General features: G+C 44.3%; 24 protein-coding genes. 7 read left to right on the top strand and 17 right to left on the bottom strand.

What is annotated here, in order from left to right; genetic code table 11:
* Nucleotides 1-186: 186 nt before the first annotated feature.
* The 5 genes from BCU12_RS16275 to BCU12_RS16255 form a co-directional block, all read right to left on the bottom strand.
* Nucleotides 187-1,494, bottom strand: a complete 1,308-nt coding sequence (locus tag BCU12_RS16275) for a TRAP transporter large permease (RefSeq protein ID WP_102405311.1) — start codon at nucleotides 1,492-1,494, stop codon at nucleotides 187-189.
* A 14-nt stretch (nucleotides 1,495-1,508) separates the two neighbouring features.
* Nucleotides 1,509-1,994, bottom strand: coding sequence for a TRAP transporter small permease (locus BCU12_RS16270; protein WP_102405310.1), 486 nt, complete (start codon nucleotides 1,992-1,994; stop codon nucleotides 1,509-1,511).
* Between the two features lie 67 nt (nucleotides 1,995-2,061).
* Entirely contained in the window at nucleotides 2,062-3,021 is a 960-nt protein-coding gene (locus BCU12_RS16265; RefSeq protein WP_102405309.1) for a TRAP transporter substrate-binding protein, read from the bottom strand.
* 810 nt (nucleotides 3,022-3,831) lie between these two features.
* Nucleotides 3,832-5,574, bottom strand: a complete 1,743-nt coding sequence (locus BCU12_RS16260; RefSeq protein WP_102405308.1) for an amidohydrolase family protein — start codon at nucleotides 5,572-5,574, stop codon at nucleotides 3,832-3,834.
* Between the two features lie 391 nt (nucleotides 5,575-5,965).
* The gene (locus tag BCU12_RS16255; RefSeq protein WP_102405307.1) at nucleotides 5,966-6,847 is read right to left on the bottom strand and encodes an MBL fold metallo-hydrolase; all 882 of its coding nucleotides are present in this window, start codon (nucleotides 6,845-6,847) and stop codon (nucleotides 5,966-5,968) included.
* 102 nt (nucleotides 6,848-6,949) lie between these two features.
* On the opposite strand from BCU12_RS16255, the gene BCU12_RS16250 reads away from it, so the two are divergent.
* The 4 genes from BCU12_RS16250 (at nucleotide 6,950) to BCU12_RS16235 (ending at nucleotide 9,998) form a co-directional block, all read left to right on the top strand.
* On the top strand, nucleotides 6,950-7,783 hold the full coding sequence (locus BCU12_RS16250) for a LysR family transcriptional regulator (RefSeq protein ID WP_102405306.1): 834 nt from the start codon (nucleotides 6,950-6,952) through the stop codon (nucleotides 7,781-7,783).
* A gap of 502 nt (nucleotides 7,784-8,285) precedes the next feature.
* On the top strand, nucleotides 8,286-8,492 hold the full coding sequence (locus BCU12_RS16245) for a hypothetical protein (protein WP_102405305.1): 207 nt from the start codon (nucleotides 8,286-8,288) through the stop codon (nucleotides 8,490-8,492).
* Nucleotides 8,493-8,510: 18 nt separating this feature from the next.
* Nucleotides 8,511-8,963 (top strand): magnesium transporter, encoded by a 453-nt coding sequence (locus tag BCU12_RS16240; RefSeq protein ID WP_241909856.1) that lies wholly within the window; start codon nucleotides 8,511-8,513, stop codon nucleotides 8,961-8,963.
* A 3-nt stretch (nucleotides 8,964-8,966) separates the two neighbouring features.
* Nucleotides 8,967-9,998 (top strand): biotin/lipoyl-binding protein, encoded by a 1,032-nt coding sequence (locus BCU12_RS16235; protein WP_102405313.1) that lies wholly within the window; start codon nucleotides 8,967-8,969, stop codon nucleotides 9,996-9,998.
* Between the two features lie 175 nt (nucleotides 9,999-10,173).
* Here the strand turns inward: BCU12_RS16235 and BCU12_RS16230 are convergent, their stop codons facing one another.
* Entirely contained in the window at nucleotides 10,174-11,079 is a 906-nt protein-coding gene (locus BCU12_RS16230; protein WP_102405304.1) for a LysR substrate-binding domain-containing protein, read from the bottom strand.
* Nucleotides 11,080-11,164: 85 nt separating this feature from the next.
* Between BCU12_RS16230 and BCU12_RS16225 the strand changes: the two genes are divergently transcribed.
* Complete coding sequence (locus tag BCU12_RS16225) at nucleotides 11,165-11,389, top strand: hypothetical protein (RefSeq protein WP_102405303.1); 225 nt, start codon at nucleotides 11,165-11,167, stop codon at nucleotides 11,387-11,389.
* A gap of 543 nt (nucleotides 11,390-11,932) precedes the next feature.
* On the opposite strand, the gene BCU12_RS16220 is transcribed toward BCU12_RS16225, so the two are convergent.
* The 4 genes from BCU12_RS16220 to BCU12_RS16205 all read right to left on the bottom strand — a co-directional run bounded on the left by BCU12_RS16220 (nucleotide 11,933) and on the right by BCU12_RS16205 (nucleotide 16,750).
* Entirely contained in the window at nucleotides 11,933-13,147 is a 1,215-nt protein-coding gene (locus tag BCU12_RS16220) for an EAL domain-containing protein (protein ID WP_198599351.1), read from the bottom strand.
* A gap of 419 nt (nucleotides 13,148-13,566) precedes the next feature.
* Entirely contained in the window at nucleotides 13,567-14,541 is a 975-nt protein-coding gene (locus BCU12_RS16215) for a TAXI family TRAP transporter solute-binding subunit (RefSeq protein WP_102405301.1), read from the bottom strand.
* On the bottom strand, nucleotides 14,538-15,407 hold the full coding sequence (locus BCU12_RS16210) for a 3-keto-5-aminohexanoate cleavage protein (RefSeq protein ID WP_102405300.1): 870 nt from the start codon (nucleotides 15,405-15,407) through the stop codon (nucleotides 14,538-14,540). The genes BCU12_RS16215 and BCU12_RS16210 overlap by 4 nt, the downstream gene beginning before the upstream one ends.
* A complete protein-coding gene (locus tag BCU12_RS16205; protein ID WP_102405299.1) occupies nucleotides 15,407-16,750 on the bottom strand; it encodes an aspartate aminotransferase family protein in 1,344 nt (447 codons plus the stop codon). The genes BCU12_RS16210 and BCU12_RS16205 overlap by 1 nt, the downstream gene beginning before the upstream one ends.
* A 337-nt stretch (nucleotides 16,751-17,087) precedes the next feature.
* Here BCU12_RS16205 and BCU12_RS16200 point away from each other — a divergent pair, with 337 nt between their 5' ends.
* Nucleotides 17,088-17,474 (top strand): DUF393 domain-containing protein, encoded by a 387-nt coding sequence (locus BCU12_RS16200; protein ID WP_102405298.1) that lies wholly within the window; start codon nucleotides 17,088-17,090, stop codon nucleotides 17,472-17,474.
* Between the two features lie 22 nt (nucleotides 17,475-17,496).
* Here the strand turns inward: BCU12_RS16200 and BCU12_RS16195 are convergent, their stop codons facing one another.
* From BCU12_RS16195 to BCU12_RS16165, 7 genes are all read right to left on the bottom strand, one after another.
* The gene (locus BCU12_RS16195; RefSeq protein WP_241909855.1) at nucleotides 17,497-18,558 is read right to left on the bottom strand and encodes a nickel/cobalt transporter; all 1,062 of its coding nucleotides are present in this window, start codon (nucleotides 18,556-18,558) and stop codon (nucleotides 17,497-17,499) included.
* 85 nt (nucleotides 18,559-18,643) lie between these two features.
* Nucleotides 18,644-19,327: a DUF1007 family protein gene (locus tag BCU12_RS16190; protein WP_241909854.1), complete on the bottom strand. Its 684-nt coding sequence runs from the start codon at nucleotides 19,325-19,327 to the stop codon at nucleotides 18,644-18,646.
* A 6-nt stretch (nucleotides 19,328-19,333) separates the two neighbouring features.
* The gene (locus tag BCU12_RS16185) at nucleotides 19,334-20,365 is read right to left on the bottom strand and encodes a GTP-binding protein (protein ID WP_102405295.1); all 1,032 of its coding nucleotides are present in this window, start codon (nucleotides 20,363-20,365) and stop codon (nucleotides 19,334-19,336) included.
* 401 nt (nucleotides 20,366-20,766) lie between these two features.
* Entirely contained in the window at nucleotides 20,767-22,101 is a 1,335-nt protein-coding gene (locus BCU12_RS16180; RefSeq protein WP_102405294.1) for a dihydroorotase, read from the bottom strand.
* Nucleotides 22,102-22,176: 75 nt separating this feature from the next.
* Nucleotides 22,177-22,650, bottom strand: coding sequence for a transcriptional repressor (locus tag BCU12_RS16175; RefSeq protein WP_102405312.1), 474 nt, complete (start codon nucleotides 22,648-22,650; stop codon nucleotides 22,177-22,179).
* Nucleotides 22,651-22,789: 139 nt separating this feature from the next.
* The gene (locus BCU12_RS16170; protein WP_102405293.1) at nucleotides 22,790-23,611 is read right to left on the bottom strand and encodes a metal ABC transporter permease; all 822 of its coding nucleotides are present in this window, start codon (nucleotides 23,609-23,611) and stop codon (nucleotides 22,790-22,792) included.
* Nucleotides 23,601-24,332, bottom strand: a complete 732-nt coding sequence (locus BCU12_RS16165; RefSeq protein WP_102405292.1) for a metal ABC transporter ATP-binding protein — start codon at nucleotides 24,330-24,332, stop codon at nucleotides 23,601-23,603. The genes BCU12_RS16170 and BCU12_RS16165 overlap by 11 nt, the downstream gene beginning before the upstream one ends.
* Nucleotides 24,333-24,487: 155 nt before the next feature.
* On the opposite strand from BCU12_RS16165, the gene BCU12_RS16160 reads away from it, so the two are divergent.
* Complete coding sequence (locus BCU12_RS16160; protein WP_102405291.1) at nucleotides 24,488-25,519, top strand: zinc ABC transporter substrate-binding protein; 1,032 nt, start codon at nucleotides 24,488-24,490, stop codon at nucleotides 25,517-25,519.
* The last annotated feature ends 141 nt before the right edge of the window (nucleotides 25,520-25,660 follow it).

Raw genomic sequence — 25,660 nt, 5'->3', positions numbered from 1 at the left:
ATATTCAAAATTTTGAAGTCTTTCTAATAAATAGAAAGTGGCACTTGTATAATATGATTAGAAAAGCAACAGGGGCTCGTGGGGGGGACTGAAATCGAGGGAGAAGCGCTTGATAAGCGTGGAGACAAAAAAAGAGGCCTTACTCAGCTGGAAGTAAAGCCTCTTTACTTGTGTGGAGTTTATGACTTATTGAATCAAACCAAACATTCTTGGCAAGAATAAGCTGATCTCTGGAATAAAAGTGATAGCCAATAATGTGACAATCAACACGGCACAAAACGGCATAATACTTCTAATTACATTTTCAATTTTGGATCCGCTGACACTACAACCAACGAATAAAGCCGTGCCAACCGGTGGGGTTGCTATACCAATACATAAGTTAAATATAATCATCATTGCAAAGTGAATAGGGTGCATACCCAAATGCTCAGCAATTGGCATGAAAATAGGGGTAAAGATCAATACGGCAGGCGTAAGGTCCATAAACATACCGACAATCAGCAGAATCAGATTCATCAGAATAAAGATGATAATAGGATTATCTGAGATAGACAGCATCCAATCACTGATCATCGTTGGTAGCCCAGTAAAGGCCATTGCCCATGACATGATGGTTGAAGCACCAATCAAGAACAGCATAATGCCAGTGACCTGAACCGTTTCTTTACAGATTATTGGAAAGTGCGACCACTTGAGTGTTCGGTAACAGAGAGACAGTGTAAAAGAATAAAGAACCGCGATACACGCACCTTCTGTTGCGGTGAATACACCGCCAATAATACCGCCAATCACAACAAAAATAAGCCCTAAGCTTGGTGTTGCTTGCCAAATAATATTCAGCACATCTTTAGCGGTGAAGCCGTCATTGGCGCTGGTTTTATAACCCTTCTTTTTAGCGATGAAATAGGCAACGACCATACAGCTCAAACCCATTAAAATACCGGGCACATAGCCTGCGATAAACAGTGCAGCAACGGATGTTCCACCCGATACCACTGAAAATACGATTAGCGAGTTACTTGGCGGTATCAACAAGCCTGCTGGGCAAGAGGCAACGTTGACCGCTGTTGCTAAGTTCTTGTCATAACCATCTTTCTCTAACTCAGGCCCCAAGGTTTTACCAACGGCAGCTGCGGCAGCAACGGCCGAACCAGAAACGGCACCAAACATCATATTGGCAAAAATGTTCACATGAAAAAGCGATCCAGGAATCCAACCAACCAAGAGCTTTGCAAGGTTGATAAGGCGACTCGCGATACCACCCACATTCATTATATTCCCGGCGAGGATAAAGAAAGGGATGGCTAACAAACTAAAACTATCAATACCGGTGATTATTTTTTGGCCGGCCGTAATACTTGCAACTTCGAACGGTAGAATGAAGTACATGATCGTCAAAGATGACATTGCAATAGCAATTGCAATGGGCACGCTCATCGCAATCATGAATATAAATAGGCCTAACAGCCAAACGCCAATGGACAAATCCATAATTTAAAGTCCTTTTAAACTTGCTTTTTGTTAGGTTCACAAAAAAGATCAATAGTATTCATTGCCAAATAAATGAGAATAATAACGGCTGAAATAGGCAATATTGAATAAACGGTCGACATCGGTAGTTGCAATGCTGGCGATAGTTGTTGTGTGGTTCTTCCCATTAGAGCCATGCCACCTTTAAGCATTGCTAGAGAGACAAATGCGCCCGAGATGACATTGATGAGTAAATGTAATGCTAAATGTGCTTTTCCCTTAAGGTAGCCATCCAATAACGTTATTGCTAAATGTCCTTTAATACCGAATAAGTAACTGGCACCTAATAAGCCAAGCCATACCATCGCATAACGAGCAAGTTCATCAGTCCAGTTACTTGGGTCATTCAACACATAGCGGCTAAAGACCTGCCAAGTGACCGTTACGACAAGTAGCATTAATGCAAACGAAGAGACAAAAAGAATCAACCTATCAAGTAGGTTTCTGAAAGTTGCTAACATGGAGTCATACCTCAAGTAATTTTGCCTCAGCACCGCCAAGGCAAAACCCTATTTTTACTAATACAAACTAAAGCGCTTCAATTTTTTCAATGAATGGAGCGAGTTTAGGATCTTGTTTCGCTTCGTCAATCATAGGTTTAACAGCGGCGCGGAAAGGGGCTTTATCAACATCTACAAACGTGACACCTTCTTCAATTCCTTTCGCTTTGTTCATCTCATCAGTTGCGTCCCAGATTTTGATCTGTTCTTCAAGAGACTCTGCGGCCGCTTGTTTCAAGATTTTTTGCTCTTCTGCTGTTAATGAGTTCCACTTATTTTCTGAAATGATGATCACATCAGGTGTCATCATGTGCTGATCCATCGAGTAGAATTTCGCGACTTCACTGTGTTTCATTTCAACTAAGCTAGAAATGTTATTTTCGGCACCGTCAATGACGCCTTGTTGCAGTGCAGTGTAAACCTCATTGAATGGCACCGGAGTCGCCTTCCCACCTAATAAGTTCACCATTTCCATCATCGTAGGAGAGCCTGGAACACGAACTTTCATACCCGCGAGATCAGCAGGTGAGTTGATCGCTTTTTTTGCGTAGAAGCTACGTGTACCTGAATCATAAAAAGTAAGGCCAATGAAACCTTTGCCTTCACTGGTCACTAGCATCTCTTGTGCGGCTTCACTTCTCATGAACTTTCTCATGTGTGGAACATCACGGAATAAGAAAGGTAGGGCGTTAACTTTAAAAGTTGGTTCAAATGATTCTGCTAGCCCTCCATTAATTTTCGCCATATCAATCGCACCGGTAACCACTTGCTCAGCTTGATCTCGTTCAGAGCCGAGCTGACCGTTTGGAAAAATCTTAATGGTAAGGTCGCCATTTGATTTTTCCTTAACTTTATCGGCCATGATCACCATACCTTGGTGAGCGGCACTTTCTAATGACATTGCATGTCCAAGAGTGAGTGTTTTCGCAGTCACATTGCAAGCAAAAAGGATAGAAGAGGTAAGGATACTTAGCGCTATTTTTTTCATTGTCTTACTCCATAAAACATTATAATTAGATCCATTATGTAACTGGATGTTTCCGTAGGGTCGGGTAAAAACTAGTCGCTGTAGTATTGTAATACAAGTCGATATTGATCGTAATGTGACCGCGAATTGATTAATTTTAACGCTTATTGTATCTATTGTGAGGTCAGTCCGTTTGTTGTATATCATTTACTGCATAGATGGAGTTATGCAATTGGTTAGGAAGTCCCGACGTTACTAGTCATTCGTAAATTATGTAATTTAGTGAACCATGAAGTGTTGTCTAGGTTATTTTTTGACATTTATACCAGTCAAAGAATAAGAGTGTTGATATTCTAACTTGTTGATTTTTAATTATTTAATTAACGTGTGAATTTGGCGTGTTGATTGTTGGTCTTTCTAGTCATGGGGGTTTTAATCAAGTTTAGAAGGTAAATTTGATGCCGTCATCCATGTTGGTAAAGTGAGTTAAAGCGAACTAAAGTGAACTAAAGTGAAGGCACCCTATGCGCTAATCGTGAGTTATTGGCTTAATGGCGCGTGGTCAAACGAGCTATTACTGAGTGGTTTGGTTATCGGTGTTTCGACGTATATTAATGCGTACATTAAACTAATTTAATAAGACAAAATAAGAACGAAGTTAACCCTTTTGAAATTGATTTTTCTGATCTAAAGATTTCATTGGTGTTTGTAAACATGATATTGCCAAGTATAGCTTGCTTTGTCCTTTAAGCGCGTAGAGCCGGTTTATTTGTCGGCGAGTAAAAAATAAAAAAGCCCTAAATTATTAGGGCTTGAGATTGTGAACAAGGTTTATTTTGCTTGATGAACGATGTTGCCATCTAGGAATGTGTAGTTCACTGTCGTTTCATGTAGCTTGTGCACGTTTTTCTTCACTTGCTGGTGGATATCACGGTCTAATACAATGATGTCCGCTTTTTTACCTTCTTCTAAAGAGCCTAACATATGCTCTTTATTTAGGATTTTAACGCTACCTAGCGTGTAACCGTAAAGTGCTTGGTCTAACGTTAAACCTTTACCCGGTAATACTTCCCCTTTTGCTTGCCCTAAAGGTTGGCGTGTAATGGCAATCTCAATACCATCAAATGGTTTGTAGATTGGGCTAGTTGGTGAATCTGGACCTGCACCATACTCAATACCTGAATTAACCACCATGCCGTGCATATTAAAGGCATTATCCAATATGTATTCTTGTACGTTATTTTTTACCACTGTTTGGTAATATTCATCACTTGCATCACCCCAATGATATTGCAGTTGTGCCGTGATACCTCGTTGTTTCATACGCCCAATTAAGTTTGGTGTTGCATGGTCAATATGGGTAAATATGTGACGTACATTCGTGTCTAATTTTTCACCTGTTTCATCGGCATAATCTAACGCATCCAGTGATTTACGCATCGCAGCATCACCTTCAACATGTAACATTAAGCGGAACCCTTTTTCAGTCAGTTGATCAAAAATCCAACCTAGGTTTTCAGTGCTGTAGTTCATGCCTGGATGTGAACCATCAACATAAGGTTCTTCCATGTGTGCGTATGCACCCGGTGTACCATCAATCGCAAATTTTACAGTGTTCATGGTTAAGTAGTCGTGTGAATCGCCACCCATCGCTTTTTCAACGACTGCGCGACGCTCAACTAACTGCGCTATCATCGCTTTATCTTGTACAGGATCGCCGTGACCACCCCAGAAAACACCCGTTACTTCATGACGCAGGTTAAGCTCTCCTTTTTTAGCCAGACGAACGTAAACGTCATCTGAACCTTCTTTTGAGCCGCCAGCTGCTTCTAATGCTGAGGTTACACCCGCTTCGTTCATCAATCGTGCTGCGATTTTGATTGATTCTTCTTGTTTTTCAAATGAGTATAATTTGTGTTGTTCAACAAACCCCGTTGATAAATGCGCTTTTTCACGTAGGTGTCCGGTTGGTTTACCATCTTCACCCAGCGGCATGTAACCACCTTTTGGAATTTCCCAGTTTTCATCAACACCAAGAATGTCTAATGCTTTACTTGAATACCAACCATTATGTTGAGTGTTATCTGAGATAAGCGCAGGGCGACCGCCGACTAATTCGTCTAAACGTTCTTTAGTCGGTTCTGCGAAATTATTATAAGAAAAACCACCACCGATTACCCACTCGTCTGGGCCTAGTGTTGCCGCATAATCTGCAATCGCTTTTTCGATGACTTCTGTGCTTTGACCGTTTAGTTCGAATAGGTTAAGCATTACGCCATTGGTTTGACCAAACAGACGTGTATGCATGTGCGAGTCAGAAAAACTTGCCATGATAGTGCTTTTGCCATTATCAATAATTTTTGTGTTTTCAGCCGCTAAGCTTTTACATGAATCAGTTTCACTGACACATGTAATGGTATCGCCAGTGACTGCCATTGATTGTGCTAATGGCATATCAGGGTTACCTGTATAAATATTTTTACTCAGGAAAACAATATCTGCGTTGGTCGCGGCAAAGGCACCTGAAGAAAGTGAGGCCGTTAATACGCTCAATGCAATTTTTGATAGTTTCATGGGAACATTCCTTATAAAGTTTTCTGATTAACATCTGTTTAAGCTGTGTTGCTTAAGTGGTTTCATTATGCGAACTAAAGGCACGTTGCGATGTGTAGAAAGCTTCTGGCAATGTGTGTTTTAAAGAACACGATGTGGGCATGTCAGTTATTAATTTGACTTCCTTCACGTTTATCAGGTTAAACTTATCCATGGTTGCTGAGTTCATTGCCGCTATTACATTGAGTGTTTGGTAGGTTTGCGAAGCAAGTTGACCATTTCTAAAGCCTGAAACTAATGTCTTAGGTTGCTTGTTTGAACTTACTAACGGAAATGACGGGCTCAAGTCTTGCCTTGTGGCTTCTCACTCCTTATCAAATGGGCCACGATTAGGCCCACCTACGAAGTCGAATTATCTGTAACTTATCCAACTGCCTTCTGCAATGGCATCAACGGCAACGTCATGCACCTGCGCTTTATCAACTAAAACACTGATCGGCTCAAGGTAGAGTGCATAGGTTGAATGATGAATCGGCAAAGTACGTTTGGGTTTTAGTTGCTTAATGGCATCAATGACATCATCTGCGCCCATGGATATTTGCCCGAGTGGTCCGGTAGTGCCCACTCGCCCAACGTGTGGAATAAAGAGGTGAGGCGCATCATAGTTGTTTAACACGGTGAGTAACTCAGGCGTTAAGAATGAATCCCCCATCCAGTAAGCTGAACGCGACCAGTCTTTATAAGTGAATTCAAACCAGTAGCCATTGCCGTGCCCTAGCGCTTCTTCTAGCGCGTGGTTCTCTGTGTGATAAGCCGGAATGGCGGTGACTTTAATATGATAATCCCCTTCATTGATTGCCCAGCTTTGCCCCCAACCTAAAGGTGTATTGTTGTTAAAACCAAGCCTTTTCATTAGCAGCGTATCGCTTTTCGGAGAGATAAATGAAAGGGTTTTCGGCAGTGTGTTTTGCGCGACTTGGTCAAAATGGTCTTCATGAGTGTGGCTAATGAGGACGGCATCAATCTCTTCTTGATTGAACGGAGGTAGCGCCCCAATTCGTGCATGGTCTTTTACTGTTGGCCCTTTTGTAAGGTCAAAGTCTTCGTTAGGATCGGCCATTCGATAGGCACTTTCCCCTTGTCCAAGCATTGGGTCGGTAAGCAGTTGAATACCACCAAACTCAATCAATAAAGTCGGGCCACCCAGCCATTTCATATCAAGTTGTTGGCTGTAGCCATGTGTCGAATACGCACTAATAGCCAGTAATAACATAGATTTATGCAGTTGTTTCATAACGAAGATCTCTTTGTTTTGTGATTGATGGTCAGCTTATAGAGAATGTTATTGGCTAGCTATATGGTAGGATTGAGTCACCGTGTATAAAAATTTTTGACAATGAATCTGCTTTCTCCCTTTAAGACGTTTGTAATCGTGGCGCAGCATCTGAATTTTTCAGCCGCGGCTAGGCAGCTTGATCTTCCTAGAGCCACCGTCAGTGCTCGCGTTAGAGAGCTTGAAAAGCAATTGGGCGTGCGCTTGTTTCAGCGTAACAACCGTAATGTGTCGCTAACGGAGGAAGGTCAACACTACTTAGAGGCTTGCCAACAGGCGTTAAGTGCCTTTGAAGATGCCGACGCGGCGCTTTCGCTTGGTGAGAAACTGCAAGGAGAAATACGTTTAGCGCTGCCAGTCACCCTGCCTAATCAACATTTTCTAGAAGCTCTGACGACCTTCCAGAAAAAATACCCTGATATTACGATTGAAATGTTGCTCAGTGACCAAGTACTCGATTTAGCGGCAAATAGAGTGGATATTGCTATTCGCGGTAAAAGTCCTGTGAGTACAGATTTAGTCGCAAGGGAGTTGGACGCCACGGATATGATTCTCGTGGCGACAAAGAAATGGATGTCTCTGAACTTACCTATTGAAAATTGGAATGATTTGGTGTTGCATGACCCTCTTGCTTTGTGCCCATTTGCTAGCGTAAAACCGAGTATTAAAACGGACGAGATGAGTCAATCATTAGCGCTTTGTTTACTCGGCACTGGTGCGGCTTTATTACCACGCTCTATTTGCGAATCCCAATTAAAAGACGGCAGCTTACAAGAATTAGAAAGTGACACTGAATTGCCACGTTTGAGTAAGTACCTTATCTATCAGCAACCCAAGTATTTGCCTCAACGCGTGAAAGTATTGATTGATTTTCTACTACACGAACTGCGCAGTTGAACGATGAAAGAGCCCAATACCACTTTGCCCCTGTACCGCCGTTAAGATGGGCGTACTCACGTGTTCATTTCCCACGATTGCGATGAAGTTGATGGTTCTATAATAGATCGTTCAATTTGGCATTTCTTTTTAATACCTATGGCAGCTCTTGCCTTTTTCTGCCAGATAAGGGGCTACGGGTTTTAGCTAGGCCATTTTTGCTTAGAGAAGACAATGCGTAAACCATTACGAATAGAGAATGCAGGGGCGCTGTATTAGGCCGCCGACGTAACTGGGCAATATGCAGCAATTGCTCAACGACGAATCACTATCATCAGTTATTCGTAACCCCTGATAGCAACTTCAGTGTTATGCGTTGAACACATATCTGAAATAGATTAAATGCATTATTTCAGATAATTTATTTTTGATAAATTTGGCCTAACAGATAGCACGAGAACATCGGCAAGGATCGCGTTTAGTTTGTTTTTAAGCTATCACGACTTGTTATTCGAGGGCTGTCATGTCTACCACAAACAACACTATACCAATTCCAACACCTATTCAGTGCTCATTGCTGCTAACCGCGTGGAGTGACAGTCAGTGGGATATTTACTATCAATACGCCGATTTCGGTGAAATGGATATCAGTCAAAGTGGCATTGTGAAAAACCTAGATGGCCACTTTACTGGCCAAGTGCACTTCATTGGTACTTCGTACTCATTCTAACGTTATAAGGTCAACAGTATGTTTAAGACGATTGCGCGAATCTTATTGAAAGCCTGCCTATTTTTATCCATGGCCGCGAGCGGTGTGTTGTTCTTCTCATCGTTATCCAATATCCACGGCAAAGAGATGGATGCAAGTGAGTTCACAGGCGGAAATCCAACGATAATCAACCTACTTAATTCTGAGATTTTTATGGGGATTATCTTTGTCGTTACGCTTGGGATTTTTGCTTATGTTTCCTATTTGCTTTGGCAATTGCATGAAATTGCCGTTCATGAAAGTGAACACAAAAACAGTGCCCATACGACATTAGTTTTTGCACTGTCTTTATGTGGCTTATTGATCAACAAAGTGTGGTGGGTTCTGGCCATTATCATTGCCTTTACTCGATGGGACGTGGTGGGAAATGCATTAAGCCGAGTGATCAGTAACGGTGTACACAATCAAAATATGAACAGTGATAAGGAGTAAATGATGAAAGAGATAATGCTTCCCTATATTTTTATTGTTTGGATCCTTGTTAAAGCTGGGGTGATCAAATGGAATATGCGAAATGCGACACTTAGCATCAGCTTAGGATTGTTCATTGCCACGACGCTCTTTACCGCGAGTCGATTTTGGGCACCGGTGGATTTAACTGACAGCAGCACTGTCAAAGCCCCACATGCAGTTTTGAGCCCTTTGGCGGGTCAGAAAGTCAAAGATATTTACGTCAAACACAATCAAGAGGTCAAGAAAGGGGAACGCCTTTATACGCTAGAGGCAACGGATAATGTCGAGCAAATAAAGAGTTTGAATGCACAACTCGACGCCACAAAGCATGATATTAAAGCCACTCAGCTGCAAGTCGATATCGATGAGAAGAATTTTCAGCGATTAACGGCGTTAGATGAATACAGCAGCCAAGCGGATCGAGACAATCTTCATACCAAAATTCAACAGGGTTATGCTGAGTTGTCTGGCTTAAAGGCTGAAATGAGCTCTATCAACTCTCAGATAGCGGAAAATGAGTGGCTAAATGATCTCAACATTATTACCGCGCCATTCGATGGTAAGGTCGGCATCGTGAACATCGCGAAAGGTACACGAACCGGTAACATGCACCTGTTTGATAACGAAAGAAAATTCCTTGAGATGCGTGTGAGCGATCAAACGTATCGATACATTGAAGTGGGTCAATTTGCTGAATTTTATGTCAATTCACACCCTGGGGAAGTGTTTAGAGGCAAAGTCCACAGCTTAACGACGGGAACGGGTGAGGCGATGGTTTCTGTGCAAAACGGCACGCAAAACGTCACGCAGCATGTTGCTCAAAATGCTGGGACACATGGTCGAACCGTTGTGATTGAGTTTACAGAGCCAGAAGGATACAACATTCCAATAGGCGCAACGGGGTCTGCCTGGATTTCAGCATCGAAACCACACGCCATGCTTGGCTTTATGGACATTATTGGTGGTGCCACTGTGAGATTAAAAGCCTTAAAATCTTATCTCAACGCGTTGTAAACTATTGATTGTGTAGAGTGAGAGGAAAGGAGAGGGTAGGTAAAGAAAAGCTAAACTAAGCAAAATAAAGCGAAGAAAAGCAGGAACCTACCCCAACTCTAGAGCAACGATTGTTGAGGCGCATTGAGTCAACAAGCCATGGTGGAGTATGAGAAATCCCATACAGGATGTTACCTTATGAATCACACTCCACGGAGACTTCCTCGTGGAGCCATTCGCTAAAAGCTTTAATGCGCTCTCTTCTTGGCGAACTCGGGTCAACGCATAGGTTAACTTGCACGCCGGGTGTCATGCCGATATCAAATGGTTTAACCAAAAGACCTCGGTCAATGAGGTCTCCAGCCAAACTGTCGGTGGCCAAACACACACCATGCCCAGCCATCACCGTATTTAGCCCCATATCAAACGTACCCACTTCCACCCATTGAATTGAGTTCGCTTCCATGGAAACATTCGCTTGATGAAACCACGACTCCCAAGGGAAACAGCCGCTGTCAAAATAGATCAGCCAACATCTGAGTAAGTCTTCCGGGTGACTGAATTTCATGGACTCAGCAAGGTTTGGTGAGCAGTAGGGATAAACGGGTTCATTGATCAGCACTTCTTGAGTCAGCCCATCTTCGATACACAGATCGTCACCTTGTACTATCGCGATATCAATTTCCCCACGCTTTAAATTGGGCACATCGCATCTTGTGAGCACTTTGATTGGAATCTCAGGATGCCTCACGGTGAATTTCCATAACCTAGGCAAGAGCCAACGCGAAGCAAATGAAGGTGGGCTGCCAACAACCAATACACCCTCTAATGGCTCGGATTGAATCTGATTCAGGCCACTCAAAATACTGCTAAAGCCACGAGAGACATGGGTGAGCAACGTGCGCCCTTTATCGGTCAGTGCCATTTCTCGCCCTTTGCGAATGAAGAGTTTGCACGCTAACTGCTCTTCAAGTTGCCTTATTTGTTGACTCACCGCGGCTTGGCTGACAAACAACTCTTCTGCCGCTTTGCTATAGCTGCTGAGCCGCGCTGCGGCTTCAAAGTACCGTAAACTTGGTAAATGTCGCAAACGATTGTCCATAACTTCTACTTATACATCCTGTTAGTAATGGTTGTTGGCTAATTTGTCTTCGCCTTTTCATAATAATGACAAATGAATGAGAGAAATGAAAGGTGAAACGATGGAATGGATATTAAGCCCTAAAAACAAGGTCATCCTAAGAACTATTAAGGTGCTGTTTAATAGCATTAAAGGCACAAAATCGTCATCTGAAAGTCAGTTCATAGACGGATCATTAAGCAAGCACATGCAAAAGGATTTGGGTATAGAGTCGGAGCATACAAACAACGATGAGTACATCGCCACTAAAGACTATACAAAATATTTATAACTTAAGCTTATGGCTAAATTCATAGTTCAAGGGCGCTATTAATGAAACGGCGCCCGACTCACGAAACTAGGAAAGGCTAGATAATGTGTAGTGGATGAATAAAACTAGCCACTGGTTCGTAGGTGTTCTGAATAATTTACCTTAGAAGTACTTACCCTAAATTTCATAATTACTGCGGGTTTGCAACTAGGTTTTATCCAAATATGAGTTGAACAAGCCCGCTCTGCGCTGTGAACGTGATGCGTCTTGTTGAGTTGAGTGCAAGCTTACACTCAACTAGTAGACGGTCCGCTTTATCTTGTGCTCTCCTTGCCCGTTCTAGATTTGTTTGTGTACTTCAATTAGCGTCATCACTGCTTCATTGGCATTCAGTCATATCCAATCTCAGCACGGCTTGAAATCTTCGCTTACTGTCTCTTTCCTATCATCGTTAGCTGTCGATGGTTCGACTCTTACTTGTTCACCGATTGGTGGTGAATCTGGCGGCAGTACCATAGTTATTCTGGCCATACTAAAAGGTAACGAAAACAATCGTCACGGAAATCATGCGAGTTCTTTGGCTTTGCTTTTTGGTTTTCCCCAGTTTAAGGATTCAGTAAAGCATTCACTGGATATCTGCGGGCAGATTTCTAACTCTTTGTTTAATCGGGTAATCAATGGCCATTCCGCTTTTTCATAGGCGATGACTAAGCTCAGCATGTTTCCCAGCACTCCTTCTCGCTCTATGATGGCGCTTTGGACGGCAGGGCTTATCTTGATTGAAGCAAAAATGGTCTCAAAGCTGACTTTAAACATGGCATCTAGCAGCGAAAAAAGGCCAACGAGGTAGGCGTCTGTGCGGCCTAGCTTCAAGTGTTCGGCGATCAGAGAGCAAAAATAGGCTCTTTGGATTGCCATGAGGTAAATGGGTTTAGGTTCGGTGCTTTTGTCAGCCGAAAGAGCGATGAGTGATACAAACAACCGAATTTTGTCTGCGCCTAAATAGACAAGTGCTTGTCGAAATGATCGAATTTCGACGCTTAAATTAGACGAGTTCACATAACGAAAGAGCTTGAAGGAGAGCGCAACATCCGAGGCAAATAGGCTCTCTAAGCGTTTGATATCCAGTTCTTCTTTCGCTACCTCTTGGCACAGTTTTAGAATAGACAACTGAGAGGCGCTGATCGCTTTTTGTTGAACCAATTCTGGTTTCGCAAAGTGATAGCCTTGAAAATAGTGAAACCCTATCTCTTTGCATTTCAAAAAATCTTCACGTGATTCTACTCGCTCAGCGACGAATGAAATTTTATGACTCAGCTTCTTAATCAAGTTGGCTGTTTTATCTAAGGGGACCTGAGTGATGTCGAATTTGATGATATCAACAAAGGGCAGAAACCTTCTCCAAGCGGGCGTTGGCATAAAATCATCAAGCGCAATTTTGTAGCCAAGGCCTTTGAGTTCTTTTAGAGCGCAAAGAAGCTCGTCAGTAGGTTCGCAAGTTTCCAGTACCTCAACGACTATCTTACGCTTGGGCAATAGTGAAGGGATGAGCCTAACAACACTGTTGTATGGGAAATTAACGAACCCTAACTTATCTTGCAGTACACGTTCGTAGCTATCGCTATTGAAGTACACGCTAGTTAAGACTTTGGATGTTGCTAAGTCAGGGTCAATGTTCGGAAATGCATTATCTTTTCCCTCGCGGAATAGAAGCTCATAGCCAACCAAATTTTTATCTCTATTAACAATGGGTTGCCTTGCTATAAATGATTTTTCCATGATGAACTTTGCTACCTTTTGTATTCTTTTAGTGAATGCATATGCTTTAATAATTATTTTTATTAATAATTGTTTCACTTTATTACATAAATGAGAACAATTCGCCATCTCATTCATAATATGTAATGAAATAAATTGAGTTTGACCACTTTTTAGGTGGTTAGTTAGGCAAATCAGCGGAAATTCCAGACTTATAGTTCGAGCGTCTGGAAGAACGTGCTCAAAAATTGTTGGAAAATAAATTGCTGCGCAAGACGTGACATAAAGAGTGTGGAATTATCTCCGACCTCGCGCCCGAGAATGTGGTTTTGTGGTATTTGAACTGTTGAACTGTTGAACTGTTGAACTGTTAAGGTTTGATAAAGCACATACAAAAAGCGCCTACCGAGGTAAGCGCTGTTGTTGATGTTCTACAGGGGTTACTTTATTAACCCAACCTCACGATAGTACTTCTCAGCACCCGCATGCAATGGTGCAGATAGGCCGTCTTTTGCCATCTCTTCTTTCTTTAAATTGGCGAAAGCTGGGTGTAGGCGGGTAAAGCCATCAAAGTTCTCAAAGACCGCTTTTACTATGTTGTAAACCACATCTTCAGGCACTTCCGTTGAAGAAACAAAGGTTGCACCAACACCAAATGTTGCTGTGTCGTCGTCATTCCCTCGGTACATGCCACCTGGTACGCTAGCCACGCGGTAGAAGCTGTTGTCTGAAACCAGCTTGTCGACTTGCGTGCCCGCAACTGACACAATCACACTCTCACAAGATGTCGTGGCTTCTTTGATTGCGCCACTTGGGTGACCCACGGTGTAGATCATGGCATCAATTTTGTTATCACACAGTGCTTTAGACTGCTCAGACGCTTTGAGTTCTGAAACCAGTTTAAAGTCGCTGTTAGTCCAACCATACTCTGCCATCAATACTTCCATGGTGCCGCGTTGACCTGATCCTGGGTTACCAATATTGACGCGCTTCCCTTTGAGGTCTTCAAAGGTTTTAATCCCTGAATCTGCTCGTGCCACGACCGTAAATGGTTCTGGGTGAACAGAGAACACGGCGCGCAGTTCTTTAAATGCCCCTTTATCTTCAAACTTGCTACTGCCGTTGTACGCGTGATATTGCCAGTCTGACTGAGCGATTCCTAGATCAAGCTCGCCAGCGCGAATGGTGTTGATGTTGTAGATTGAGCCGCCAGTACTTTCTACTGAGCAGCGGATTCCGTGTTCACTGCGAGCTTTGTTGACTAATCGACAAATCGCGCCACCAGTAGGGTAGTACACGCCAGTGACGCCGCCTGTGCCAATGGTGACAAATCTTTCTTCAGCTACCGCTGTGCTTGCTGCACCAATGAGTAGTGTTGCGGTTGTTGCGGTGACAAGTGACTTGAGTCGCTTCATGGTATTTCCTTATTCTCGGTGAGTTGAGTAACGCTTTGCATCGTCGAGCATTGAATGATTCTTTGTCTGTATGCCTGTGCGTCATAGGTTCCAATGTTGAGCTGAGTTATTAACTCTTTCAGTTTTTTTACTTGGTGTTCATTGCTGATTGCAGGTTGTTCGAATGTGTCTAAGTGATTGTTTTCAAAGCCTATGCGAACATCGCCTCCAAATAGAGCTGCGGTCGTCAAGCATTGAAGTTCTTGTGAACCAAAGGCACATACTGCCCAACGACATGTAAGTTCTTGTAAATAGGGAACAAATGGCAACAGGTCTGTGGGGCTTGATTGCAATTGCTTGTTATATCTACCTAAGACTAGCAAAACATGGTGGTTTTGCTTTGGAAGTATCTGATTTTCTATGAGATCTAGGTAACGTTTAAGGTCAGTAGGCGAGTAAACGATGTATTGTGGAATGATGGAATGTTCATCGACCCAATGGAAAAAGGCTCTGGCGGAGTCGTGTGAGCGACGGTCTGGAATGAGTTCCTTTATCGCGAAAGAAGCCGCTTCCGGTTTGATCGCCTTGATGAGTGACATTTGTTGTTCGGGAGAATATTGCCCCACCGCTTCAGTGGTTAGCTGGACAAGAATTTTGTCGCCGACACGCTCTTTCACGGTGTGATAGGTTGTCAGGTTATCTTCTATTTCGAGTGAGTGCTTGCCTTGCGAATCTCTTGAGTGGAGATGCACCATTGCCGTCCCTTGATGAAGACAGGCTTCGACTGTATCTGCGATTTCCAATGGGGTAATCGGCAAGGCAGCGTGAACGGTTTGAGATTTTGTCGCACCATTGGGCGCGACAATGATTCCAATCGATTTTGCCATTAATGCTCACTCTCTTTTAGGTGGCGCATCACTTTTTGCAGTGTGGCGTTGAGCTTGTCGACTATCTCGTCTGACTGGCTTTCGTCGATGATAAATGGAGGGGCGAGAAGAATGTGATTTCCCGCCGTACCATCGATTGTGCCAGCCATTGGGTAGACCATAAGACCTTCATCCATCGCGGTAGATTTTATTTTTTTCGCGAGTTGAAGCGACGGAGAGTGAGCGTGTTTTGTGCGTTTATCTTCAACAAGTTCGATGCCAATAAAGAGCCCCCTGCCTCGTATTTCACCTACGTAGTCACGGTGGCCTAAGCTGTGGTTCAGCTTGGTTTGTAAGCCGGTGCCCAGCTGGGCCACTCTATCGGTTAAATCGTTTTCTTGGATGTATTTGATGGTGGCAAGACTGGCCGCGCAGGCCAACGGATGACCCATGAAGGTGTGACCATGTTGGAAAAAACCGCTTCCTTGAGCGATGGTGTTGTAAATGTTGCTACTGACTAGCGTTGCGCCAATCGGTTGATAACCCGCGCCAAGGCCTTTCGCCATAGTGACAATGTCTGGAATGATGTTTTCGTATTCGAAAGCGAAAAATCGACCACTTCGCCCTACGCCACACATCACCTCATCTAGAATGAGCAGAACATCATACTTGTCACAAATGTTACGTATTTGAGAGAAATACCCCGTGGTAGGAACAACAGCGCCTGATGTCGCGCCGACAATCGGTTCGGCGATAAAGGCCATGACATTGTCAGCCCCGATGCTGAGAATGGAAGCCTCGAGTTCAGAGGCCGCTCGTTGTGCGTACGCTTCATCACTTTCGCCACTCTTCTGGAAACGATATGGGTAGCAAGGGTTAATATGGTGGGACGAGGGCATGATCGCTTTGAAGGGTTCCCGACGCCAGTGATTCCCACCGACTGATAAAGCACCCAGTGTGTTGCCGTGGTAGCTTTGGTGACGGGCGATGAACTGGGTTTTAGTATGCCTTCCTTGTTCAAGGAAATATTGCCGAGCCATTTTCAATGCCGCTTCGACCGCTTCAGAACCGCCGCTCGTCATGTAAACATGATTCAGTGGGTCAGGCGCGATGTCCGCGAGTTTTGTCGCGAGATCTTCCGCTACTTGGCTGGTAAAGAACCCTGTGTGTGCGTACGGTAGATCATCCAATTGACGTTGAATGGCTTGCTTTACTTGAGCGTTATTGTGCCCCAAGTTAGAGACTGCAGCCCCACCACAGGCATCGAGGTACTTTTTACCCCGAGAGTCGTACAGGTAAGCACCTCGACCATGGGAAATAGTCGGCAGTGATGAGTGGCAGTGGCGATGAAAAATATGGGACATAACCGAAACCTTTAAACCGTTGACTATTTGACAATAGTTCATGGTTTAGTGCTTGCCAGTTCAATAATGCGATAACTTTAGGGTCTTGCAGTTTCATCTCACAACTTAATCATTTCAACGTGGAAATTGGCTCGTCAGAGTGCATCGATTTATCGTGTTAATGCGCTTCCTTAACAGGCATTGTTTATGCGAGAGCAAACACGGATGCAGCGTCTAAATGGAACGAAGAATGTTTGAGTTGATCATTTATAAAATGCATCTTATAAAGTGATCTGATGGGGGTTACATTGCGTACTCATAGAGATATCGAATCAAATATTAGCAAAAGAGAATTGGAATGAACGACTTAACGATTTTTTATGACGGTACCTGTCCTCTTTGTTCAAAAGAGATGGCGGCATTACAAAAACAAGATAAGAAAGGCCGTATTAAGCTCGTCGATATCTACAGTGATGAATTTGCTCAGTATCCTCAAATAAACGCTGACGCGGCCAATACCGTGCTGCATGCCATCGATAACACCGGTCAATTGGTACTTGGTCTGGATGTCACGTATAAAGCATGGGATTTAGTGGGCAAAGGTTGGCTTTATGCGCCGCTTCGTTGGCCTCTGATTAAGCCTTTTGCTGACTGGTGTTATCTGCGGTTTGCGAGAAACCGCTATAGAGTGTCTTACTGGCTGACAGGCGTATCAAGATGCGATAGCAATAGCTGCTCGCGATAGTTCACTTCCAAAGCGGCCATATTTAGACCGAGAACATCGGTGATACGCCGTAGCTTTGTCCACTCATTAATATCATGCCGACCAGAATCAGAAAGAGGCCGCCAAGTAGCTGAATCCCATAGCTCGTCAATTTCCATCTCTTTGAATGGCTGTTCTTTTCCAATATGAGATAGCGCTGCACAATAAACTTGCCCGTTAACGTCATTAAAGCAATCAATGAGGTCGTCATAGCGGTGCCAATTGCCATGACAATTGCACTTGCAACGCCCATCCAGTAAAGCTCAGCGATATTGGCAAAAAGCAGTACCATGATTGCACCACTACAAGGTCTAGCCCCAATGGAGGCAATAATCCCCATGTATTCCCGATAGGTTGACGCCTTATTCACCGCGTCAGCGTCGGCAACATGTTGATGGCCGCACCCGCAATCTGTGCCATGGGCATGACTTGCTTGACCGATGATGGGTTTGTGCAAGAGCGAAGACGTGGGCGTATGAATGGCTGATTTCATCGCAGCGGATTCTTTTTTAATGGCCTGGGCTCCGCTTAGCGGTAAAGCGTTCAGTATCCGCAGTTTGGTAGGGCGCATGGCCAGATAGAGTTGCTTAATCGCTTTCCAACAAATTAATGCACCCAGAATGCTCACTAACGCAAAGCTTAAAGACAGAAAGACGGTAGCTTGTTGGTTGACCACTCGCATCGATGCGTTGAACCCCCAAACCAGCACACTCACGAGAAGAATGGCAACGAGAGCCTGACACAAGGCAGAAATAACGGTCAGCATAAGGCTGGTTTTTATCTTGGCTGGATGGGTCGCGAGATAAGTGGTGACAATGACTTTGCCATGACCGGGCCCCAATGAGTGGAGCGCGCCATACAGAAAACTGAACCCAATCAGGTAGCTTCCTGCGATCAGTGGATTTGTTTTCGCTTCGTATAATAGATCAGCCAGTTGGGTGTTCACTTCGCGCTGCCATTGAATACTTGATACCACGATCGATGGCCACATTAGCCACAATTGATACAAGCAAAAAACGAAGGCAACCATCACAATGGCGCTAACGTAATGACGGCGGGAGAGCATAAATCCTCCTTGATGCGAAGGTTCTGTAGGTGATGGATGTCGTTTCATAATTTTTTCTTAAAGAGGTAAATGGTTAACCTGCAGTCTATATTACTGCGCAGTGAATGCTGATGGTTTGGCTGAACAATTGCCCTAGCGCATTATCAGGGTCAGCATCGGCAGGTAATGCCATGGCATAGCTCATTTGCTCTGCGGTTGGATTGGGCTGGGTCAGATCCAGCTGACATTGGCGAGCAAGATCGGTGGATAAAACGATGTCGTTGACCGATTTCCAAGTCATATCGACATAGTAACTTGGCTCAAAAATTAACAGGCGTAACGATTCTCTTGTCACTGGCATTGGTTTTGACAGGGGGAGTTCAAAACTGAGTACCAATCTCGCCTTGTCACGTGTAAGTTTCTCGCTATGAGCGACACGGTATTTAATCGGTGTGTCGTCATCATAGAAGTACGTAAAGTAATGCTCGTACAGCATATTTGACAGCATGGATGACGCTAATTCTTGAAACGTTTCTTGCTCATTTTCAGGCGAAATATCCTTGCCATCAAGCACGTACGCTGAGGTCATTGCGTCAAAAGACCACTCCATTTTAAAACCGATGATCATTCCATTCTCACCTTGGATGTGCGTTTTCATTTCTATCCAAGAGTGAGGGTGAGCTTGCGCTGAAGTAACAAAAAAGACGGCAAGCAGTGGTAGCCATAAGCGCTTATTTTGCAATCTGGCTGCGCGGAGTAAGTGGTGACGCATTGATTTTAGAATGGTCAATTTTCATTACTCCTGCAGGCAGGTTAATAGCTGCGCTTCAAACGTCTCATCAATGGTGTCAGAAATAAGTTCAATACGGCTTTCAAAGCAGTCGTCTAGCTCCATTTCTGTTAAACCATCTGGCGTGAGGTTGTAGCCGAAAATGCCGTTTGTGGTAATAAACACGGCTTTCATGCGCTCAACGTTCAGCTCTACTAACAGTACGATGAGTTTTTGCCGATCAAATATTTTCTCTGGAGAGAATCGCCACCCCACACTGTGATACCCTTCGCCTGAGTTTGTTGCTTTTAACATGCCGTTTTCTGGCATTGGCATCTCAGAAACGAGTGGCCTGTCTCTGGCATGGTGATGATGATGCGGAGGGTGTTCGTGAATGGTTGTTTCCCCCTCGAACTCCTTGAAAGGGATGACCCCATGCTCTGCAAATATCACTTTGGTGTTTGGTCGCCCTATGTTTTCCACGTAAGCTTTAAGTTTGTCGGAGTCGCTTTCTTTGTATAAATCGAGCTTATTGCCCACCACGGTGTCAGCAATCGCTATTTGTTGGTTGAACGTTGCATGATCTGTATAACGAGAGTCAGACAGTTTACGTGCATCGACTAATGTGATGTTCTTTTGCAATGACAACACCTGACGATAGTGCTCAGATGAGAGTACCTGCAACACCTCTTTCGGGTGACCAAGTCCGGTTGGCTCAATCAATAGTCGGTCTGGTTTCGCTTCAGATAGCAACTGGTTAAGTGCAATTTGCATCGGTAAACCCGCAGCGCAGCACATGCAGCCACCGGGGACTTCTCGAACAAAGACTTGTTGCTCTATGTTTTGACCTTCTGTGCTCTGTTGAACGGCACGCTGCTGTCCTTGTACTAGACTGCCATCGACACCAATTTCACCAAATTCATTCACCAATACTGCCCAGCGTTCGTTACTCGGTTTGCTTGCCAGTAGGTTAAGAATTGCTGAGGTTTTTCCAACACCTAGAAAGCCAGTAATAATGTTGGTGGGAACACCGATGACTGGGGGAGTATTAGTGTTCATTAACGATTCTCCTTTCAGTCTGGACAAGAGCCTGATTGGCGGATGCGACTGACTGTGAAAACTCAGACTTCCTAAACACAGAGTAGTCTGGCGAAACTCTAGAGAGGGAATCATTCACGACACAGTCTTGATTGATTACTCTGCCGTAGATAACCTCGATCGGCGCTAGACAATCTGCGTTTAACAAGCGCGATACATGGCCCGCTCGATTTGTTCTTAACATATTGATTTCTCTTATTTCGAAGCAAGTCCACCAAGAAAAGTGCCTAGTGAAAGAACCTAAGTCGGTGCTTAAATACGATTCCTAAATAAGGCACTGAAATGACGACAGGCTTACTCAATCTTTTTTTATAATGGCGTGCAACAATATCTAATTGTGCGCTTCCAACGGTGGTCGATATTTATCGTTCAAATGACAGTCGCATGGCTCGCTGTGATGGTTGAGTGATAGTCTTATCACTATATGCCAAGCCACCGTTTACCCAAGTATTTTGGATCTGTGCTGAGAACTGGTGTCCAGAAAATGGTGACCAACCACATTGATACAAGCTGTTTTCATTGGTGACGGTTGTTGGTGTCTCTGTGTCGACCAAGACCAAATCAGCGTAGTAACCTTCTCGAATAAAACCTCGCTCTTTAACACCGTAACGAATGGCCGGATTGTGCGCGGTTTTCTCAACCACTTGAGTCATTGTCATGTGCCCATTTTTGACTTGGTCGAATAAGCTGAGAAGTGCATGTTGTACCAACGGCAATCCTGCTGGCGCTTGATCATAAGGAACCTGTTTTTCTACCCAAGTGTGAGGCGCATGATCGGTTGCGATGATATCGATTTGGCCAGTACTCAGCGCTTTTAGCAGTGCATCACGATCACTCGAGTATTTTATTGCAGGGTTGCATTTGATTAGGTTTCCGTGTGCTGCATAGTCATCGTTTGTGTACCAAAGATGGTGAACGCATGCTTCTGCGGTAATATTCTTATTTTGAATTGGGCCCGACTCAAACAAGGCGAGCTCTCTTTCTGTGGTGATATGCAAAACGTGAAGTTGGCTGCCGTGTTTTTTCGCCAATTCCACCGCGTAAGACGATGAGGCATAACAGGCTTCGTTATCTCGTAGGGTGGGGTGATCCTCAATGGTGAAATCTGGCTTTTCGAGTAGCAGCTTCTCTTTGTTTTGAGCGATGATCGAGCCACTTTCACAATGAGTAACAATCAGTACTGGTGCGTCACGGAATATCGCATCCAAAGCTTGTGGATCTTCAACCAGTAAATCACCGGTTGAAGCGCCCATAAACACCTTCACGCCGCAGTGTTTTGTTGGGTCGAGCAATCTAATTTGGTCTAGATTGTCTTCAGTCGCGCCGAGGTAGAACGAGTAGTTAGCCAATGACCTCTCTTCAGCAATGGCAAATTTCCGCTCGAGTGCTGCTATTGTCGTCGTTGCTGGACTGACATTCGGCATTTCCATGTAGCTTGTGATACCGCCTGCCACCGCTGCGCGAGATTCAGTGGCAATCGACCCTTTATGTGTTAAGCCTGGCTCTCTGAAATGCACTTGATCGTCGGTCATCCCAGGAATTAAATAGCGCCCTTTAGCATCAATGACCTCATCATCACCTTCTGGTGTTATATCGATGCCTATGGTGTCAATTCGCTGACCGACAATTCGTACATCTGTTTCTGTAATGATCCCTTCGTTTACCACGCGCGCATGTTTAATGAGTGTTGCTGACATAGTGATTCGGGTGCTCCTTTCTGGTGAAATCTGTGGTTAGGTCTGTTGTAGTGAAATTTATATAAAATTTGGTTTTTACAATTCTGGCCAGCTAACCGAGTTTGCGCATTCATCGCATACACAATTAATCTCAAGTTGTGGGCTAACAATGGTGAAGCCCTGTTGTTTTGCATGCGATTTAAGTCCGGTAATCATTTTCGGGTCGATCATTTGTTCGCTGATTTTGTTGCATTTAGAGCAGATCAGAAATTGAGGGATGCCATGCTCGTGTTCACATAAGATGTGAGAACAAACAATGTATTTGTTTGATACCTTCAGCTTGTGGGCAAAATGCTCGTTTTCGAGAAATTCCAAAATACGGTAGACAGACATCGCTGGCACATTCTGCGAAAAGTGCTGCATGCAATAGTCCACTAAGTCATAGGCAGAGAGCGCCTTGTCAGCATGAATAAGTGCTTCTAAAACCAACTTTCGCTTCGGCGTTAATTGCTTGCCACGGGCAGTGCACTTCTTTTCGACATGCTCAATGATGGCTTTAACACTATCTATATCAACAGCATTGCTCATATCAACAACATTACTCATATCAACGACATTGACCCAAACGTGATAGTCCGAATGGTGCAATACGGAACCATTCAAAAGTGCTACGAACGTGCCTTAGTGTTGTGTTTCCATTACCTATCATTTACCCAATTCTCCTATCCAAGTCTTGGCTGCACTTAGTCTTTATTTTCCATATCACGCTAGATGTGATGAACAATCCGGTGGCAATGCAAACCATTGTTGGGCCAGTCGGTGTGTCGAGTAGATAGGAGGCGCGAAGCCCCAAGATACTCGAACTCGTGCCGATCACGGCGGCAAGGATAACCATCATTTCAGGTGTTTGGCTGAACGGGCGAGCGGTTGCCGCAGGAATGATGAGCATGGCGACTATCAATAATACGCCCACGACTTTGATGGCAACGGCGACGACGATGGCAAGCGCAATGGTGAGAATGAGTTGTTCACGTTTAGGAGAGAAATTACTGGCCAACGCTAAGTCTTTGTCGAGTGTGGATAGCAATAAGCCAGACCAACGAAACCTGATTAGCCCAATAACAAGCAATGTACCTATCCAGATAATGAGCAGGTCCATTTTGCTCACCGCGAGAATGTCACCGAACAAATAAGCCATGAGATCAAGGCGCACGCCTGACAAAAAAGACACGGCAACAAGGCCAATCGCCAACGCGGAATGTGCCATGACGCCAAGTAAGGTGTCCATTGCGTAACCACGCCCGCTGAACTTAGAGACTGTAATCGCCATAATCAGCGCGATAAACAGAACACTAGGAAAGATGGGAAGTGAAAAGGCGAGGGACAGCGCGACGCCTAACATGGAGGCATGCGCAGTCGCGTCCCCAAAGTACGCCATGCGTCGCCAAACGATAAAGCACCCAAGAGGGGCCGCCGCCAAAGTCACGCCGATGCCAGCCAACACCGCTCGCCAGAGGAAATCATCCAGCATTAAGTGCGCTCCCTTTAAAATCGTTTGAAGGTGTGCGGTGGCGATATACGCCTAAAATATCGTTATCGTCTAGGCCGAATAGTGCTTTGTATTCTGGTGATGCACTGACTTTTTCTGGCGCGCCTTCGCAACAGATTTGCCCATTTAAGCAAATGACTCGGTCTGTCCGCTTCATCACCACATGTAGGTCATGGCTGACCATGATGACGGCGCACCCTGTTTCTTTTCTGATTGAGTCTATGTGTTGATAGAAATCGACGGTTCCGCGTTGGTCTAGCCCCTGTGTTGCTTCATCAAATAGTAAAACCATAGGCTCTTCTAACAAGGCGCGAGCTAGCAGAACGCGTTGAAGCTGACCGCCTGATAGGGCGTTTAATTGCTGTTTTTCTACGCCAGCAACGCCCGCCTGAAGCAGAGCCAGTCGAACCGCGTCCTTTGAGCGTCGTAATGGAAGCGTTAAAAATCGAAACACGGTCATTGGCAGGGCTTCGTCGACATGCAGGCGTTGTGGCACGTAACCAACCTTCAAACCTTTGGCGCGTTCAATGTGACCACTCATAGGTTCGATTGCACCAATGAGTGTTTTCAACAGTGTCGATTTTCCAGACCCGTTTGGGCCGACGATGGTGACTATCTCGCCTTGGCTTACTGAGATATTGACTCGGTCAAGTATTAGGTGGTTGCCGAATTTAACCGACAGCGCATGGGATGAAATTAGCATCGAGCAGCTCATGTTTGTGTTGTTACGGCAAGCGAAGAATGAGAATCATTCAATTTTCAATACGCTCCAATGGTAAGGTATGTTATAACATAACAAATGAACTTGCCAACTTTCGTGTTTTGTTCGTATTACACGATCACTATTAGGAGACAACAATGCTTAAGAAAGCTTTATCAGGAATGGTCATCAGTTTGGTGATGACGTCACACAGCTATGCAGATTCACCAAAGGTAGCAGTGGATATCGCACCATTACACTCTCTTGTCGCACAAGTTATGGATGGAGTCGGTGAGCCCGATTTGCTGATTCGCCCTGAAATGTCACCGCATGCATACAATCTGCGCCCTTCAGAAGCAAAGTCACTCTCAGAAGCAGACATTGTCTTTTGGATTGGTGAAGGTTTGACACCTTGGCTTGAAAAACCGCTATCTAGTCTAGCGGGGTCAGCGACTCAAATAGAAATGATGGAAGTAGAGGGGACGACTCTTTATGATTTTAGAGAAGGTGCAACCTTCGAAGCTCACGATCATCATGATGACAAAAAAGACCACCATAAAGAAGAAGCTCATGGCGATCATGATGACAAGCACGATGAGCATGATGACAAACACGAACACCATGATGAAGAAGGGCACCATGATCACGGCGAGGAACATAACCACCATCATGATGGACATGACCCACATGTATGGCTCGACCCTAAAAATGCAGAAGTTTGGGTGAATATGATTGCTGAAACATTGGCTGCTGAAGACAGAGAAAACGCACAGACATATCAGGAAAATGCCAAAGCGACAATTCGTCGTTTACACAAGCTTTCAAGTAACATTGAACAGCAAGCCAAGGGCTTGAAAGATGTGAAGTTTATTGTGTTCCATGATGCTTACCAATATTTTGAACAACGTTTCCAATTACAGGCAACGGGCGCAATTTCTATCTCAGATGCGTCTAAACCGAGCCCTGCGCGTATTTCAGAAATTCGCCAAACGGTGAAAGAGTTAGGCGTAACATGTGTTTTTACTGAACCTCAGTATAACCCTGAGCTAGTCAATAGTGTGTTTGAAAACTCGACAGTAAAAACCATTGGCACCATGGATCCGCTCGGCGCGGACCTCGCCACAGGTAAAGAACAATACAATTTACTACTGATGGCGATGATAGATAGCCTAAGTCAGTGTGAACGTTGATTTCGCAATAATTGTCCCCTTTGTGTGCATATTATGCGCAAAGGGGAGTCGTCTGAAATTGGCTCTCAGCATTGGGTTCATTACATAGCAGATGCCATTGCCAATTTGAGTATATTTCTCATTTGAACACGCCCACGTTGA

The organism is Vibrio sp. 10N.261.55.A7, from assembly GCF_002877365.1.
Lineage (GTDB): Bacteria > Pseudomonadota > Gammaproteobacteria > Enterobacterales > Vibrionaceae > Vibrio.
Note: the sequence above shows the minus strand (reverse complement) of the source record. Positions and strands in the feature narration are given on the sequence as shown.

Coding starts and splice junctions, on each gene's coding strand:
- BCU12_RS16240 (WP_241909856.1), top strand. CDS start 8,511: ATGTTTAAGACGATTGCGCGAATCTTATTGAAAGCCTGCCTATTTTTA.
- BCU12_RS16180 (WP_102405294.1), bottom strand. CDS start 22,101: ATGTCAGCAACACTCATTAAACATGCGCGCGTGGTAAACGAAGGGATC.
- BCU12_RS16255 (WP_102405307.1), bottom strand. CDS start 6,847: ATGAAACAACTGCATAAATCTATGTTATTACTGGCTATTAGTGCGTAT.
- BCU12_RS16265 (WP_102405309.1), bottom strand. CDS start 3,021: ATGAAAAAAATAGCGCTAAGTATCCTTACCTCTTCTATCCTTTTTGCT.
- BCU12_RS16200 (WP_102405298.1), top strand. CDS start 17,088: ATGAACGACTTAACGATTTTTTATGACGGTACCTGTCCTCTTTGTTCA.
- BCU12_RS16260 (WP_102405308.1), bottom strand. CDS start 5,574: ATGAAACTATCAAAAATTGCATTGAGCGTATTAACGGCCTCACTTTCT.
- BCU12_RS16215 (WP_102405301.1), bottom strand. CDS start 14,541: ATGAAGCGACTCAAGTCACTTGTCACCGCAACAACCGCAACACTACTC.
- BCU12_RS16230 (WP_102405304.1), bottom strand. CDS start 11,079: ATGGACAATCGTTTGCGACATTTACCAAGTTTACGGTACTTTGAAGCC.
- BCU12_RS16235 (WP_102405313.1), top strand. CDS start 8,967: ATGAAAGAGATAATGCTTCCCTATATTTTTATTGTTTGGATCCTTGTT.
- BCU12_RS16245 (WP_102405305.1), top strand. CDS start 8,286: ATGTCTACCACAAACAACACTATACCAATTCCAACACCTATTCAGTGC.
- BCU12_RS16220 (WP_198599351.1), bottom strand. CDS start 13,147: ATGGAAAAATCATTTATAGCAAGGCAACCCATTGTTAATAGAGATAAA.
- BCU12_RS16165 (WP_102405292.1), bottom strand. CDS start 24,332: ATGCTAATTTCATCCCATGCGCTGTCGGTTAAATTCGGCAACCACCTA.
- BCU12_RS16270 (WP_102405310.1), bottom strand. CDS start 1,994: ATGTTAGCAACTTTCAGAAACCTACTTGATAGGTTGATTCTTTTTGTC.
- BCU12_RS16195 (WP_241909855.1), bottom strand. CDS start 18,558: ATGCTCTCCCGCCGTCATTACGTTAGCGCCATTGTGATGGTTGCCTTC.
- BCU12_RS16210 (WP_102405300.1), bottom strand. CDS start 15,407: ATGGCAAAATCGATTGGAATCATTGTCGCGCCCAATGGTGCGACAAAA.
- BCU12_RS16250 (WP_102405306.1), top strand. CDS start 6,950: ATGAATCTGCTTTCTCCCTTTAAGACGTTTGTAATCGTGGCGCAGCAT.
- BCU12_RS16185 (WP_102405295.1), bottom strand. CDS start 20,365: ATGAACACTAATACTCCCCCAGTCATCGGTGTTCCCACCAACATTATT.
- BCU12_RS16205 (WP_102405299.1), bottom strand. CDS start 16,750: ATGTCCCATATTTTTCATCGCCACTGCCACTCATCACTGCCGACTATT.
- BCU12_RS16225 (WP_102405303.1), top strand. CDS start 11,165: ATGAAAGGTGAAACGATGGAATGGATATTAAGCCCTAAAAACAAGGTC.
- BCU12_RS16160 (WP_102405291.1), top strand. CDS start 24,488: ATGCTTAAGAAAGCTTTATCAGGAATGGTCATCAGTTTGGTGATGACG.
- BCU12_RS16170 (WP_102405293.1), bottom strand. CDS start 23,611: ATGCTGGATGATTTCCTCTGGCGAGCGGTGTTGGCTGGCATCGGCGTG.
- BCU12_RS16275 (WP_102405311.1), bottom strand. CDS start 1,494: ATGGATTTGTCCATTGGCGTTTGGCTGTTAGGCCTATTTATATTCATG.